Origin of the sequence: Streptomyces sp. NPDC052101 (assembly GCF_040680235.1) — a bacterium.
Taxonomy (GTDB): Bacteria; Actinomycetota; Actinomycetes; order Streptomycetales; family Streptomycetaceae; genus Streptomyces.
The window spans coordinates 1-1372 of record NZ_JBFAWH010000131.1 but is presented as its reverse complement, the minus strand read 5'-3'; the positions used below and the strand labels follow the sequence as shown (position 1 = coordinate 1372).

Sequence of the window (1372 nt, the reverse complement as noted above, 5' to 3'; positions counted from 1 at the left end):
ACCACGGAGACGGAGAAGGTCCTCGCCGGCCTGTTCGCCGACATCCTCAACCTCGACCACGTCGGCATCGACGACTCCTTCTTCACCCTCGGCGGACACTCCCTGCTCGCCACCCGCCTCGCCGCCCGCATCCGCACCACCCTGGGCTGCGAACTGCCCATCCGCACCCTCTTCGAACACCCCACCGTCGCCGCACTCGCCAGGCAACTGCCCCAGCGGAAGAGTACGAGGCCGGCGCTGAGGCCCATGCGGCGTCCTTGATCAAAACCTGCCTACGTTGTCAGCATTCTTCGTCGCTGCCGAAGAATGCTGACAATGCAGATATTGCAACCTTGGCTTGTCCGCTAGCGTCCTGGCGTCATGGTCGAAAACGTCAAGGACTGGTGCTCGGTGAAGCTCCAGAGACTGAACCCTTGATTGAAGGATGGATGGCTACGTTGATTGACGGTAGTGAGTGGTTTCGCGTGCTGAAGCCTGTAGGCAATTCTTCGCTTCGACTCTTGTGTTTTCCGCACGCGGGAGGTTCTGCCAATTTCTTTCACCCATGGTCCCGCTTCGTTCCTGACGGGGTTGAACTGGTTGCGGCACGCTACCCAGGGCGCGAGGAGCGCATCTTGGACAGCTCCGCCACGAGCATGGGGGAGCTGGTTGAGGACCTTGCGCATGCTTGTGAGGCGTTCAAGGGGTCTGAATTGATCCTGCTCGGACACAGCATGGGAGCGTCCGTTGCGCACGAACTCGCCTTGACGCTAGAGGACAGAGACGTGGATCTACGAGGACTGATTGTTTCCGGGCGGGCTGGCCCTCAGGATCAATGCACCCGTGACGTTCGTGCGATGTCGGACGCGGAGCTGATGGAAGAGATTTGCGGGTTTGGCGGCACTGATCCGCGGGCCTTCCAGAGTGAGGAATTGAGGGAGCTCTTTCTGCCGCCCGTCCGGGCGGACTACGAACTCCTGCGTGCGTACGTTCCAACCATGGATGAGCGTCTCAGTGTCCCAGTTATGGCTTATTACGGCGACCAAGACCCCGACCTGAGTCCTGGAGCGGTCGGTTCATGGGAATCAGTTACCCGGTCCAGTTTCACCATGCGGGATTTCCCTGGCGGTCATTTCTATGTTTCTGAGCATGCTGGCGCTGTTCTCCAGGATGCCTTTTCTCGCCTTCTCCCCGTGACGGGTGTGGGGGCGCGCACCTCATTGTAAGTGATGTCGTTTCGAGGTGATATAAACTATTCAGGAAGGTTGAAGATGTCGTCTGCGCGCAAGAACTTGGTTGATGTTTGGCCGTTGTCTCCGTTGCAGGAGGGGATGTTTTTCCATGCTCTGTATGAGCGTGAGGGGGTGGATGTCTACACAGCTCAGGTTGCTTT

General features: G+C 58.7%; 2 protein-coding genes. Both read left to right on the top strand.

Features of this window, described 5'->3' with window-relative positions; genetic code table 11:
- A partial coding sequence (locus AB0L75_RS44245) for a phosphopantetheine-binding protein (RefSeq protein ID WP_365191945.1) occupies positions 1-261 on the top strand: 261 nt, incomplete at its 5' end.
- 167 nt (positions 262-428) lie between these two features.
- Positions 429-1205 (top strand): alpha/beta fold hydrolase, encoded by a 777-nt coding sequence (locus AB0L75_RS44240; RefSeq protein WP_365191946.1) that lies wholly within the window; start codon positions 429-431, stop codon positions 1203-1205.
- Positions 1206-1372: the final 167 nt, after the last annotated feature.

Bases quoted from the DNA above. Each gene is read 5' to 3' on its own strand.
- AB0L75_RS44240 (WP_365191946.1), top strand. From the start codon at position 429: ATGGCTACGTTGATTGACGGTAGTGAGTGGTTTCGCGTGCTGAAGCCT.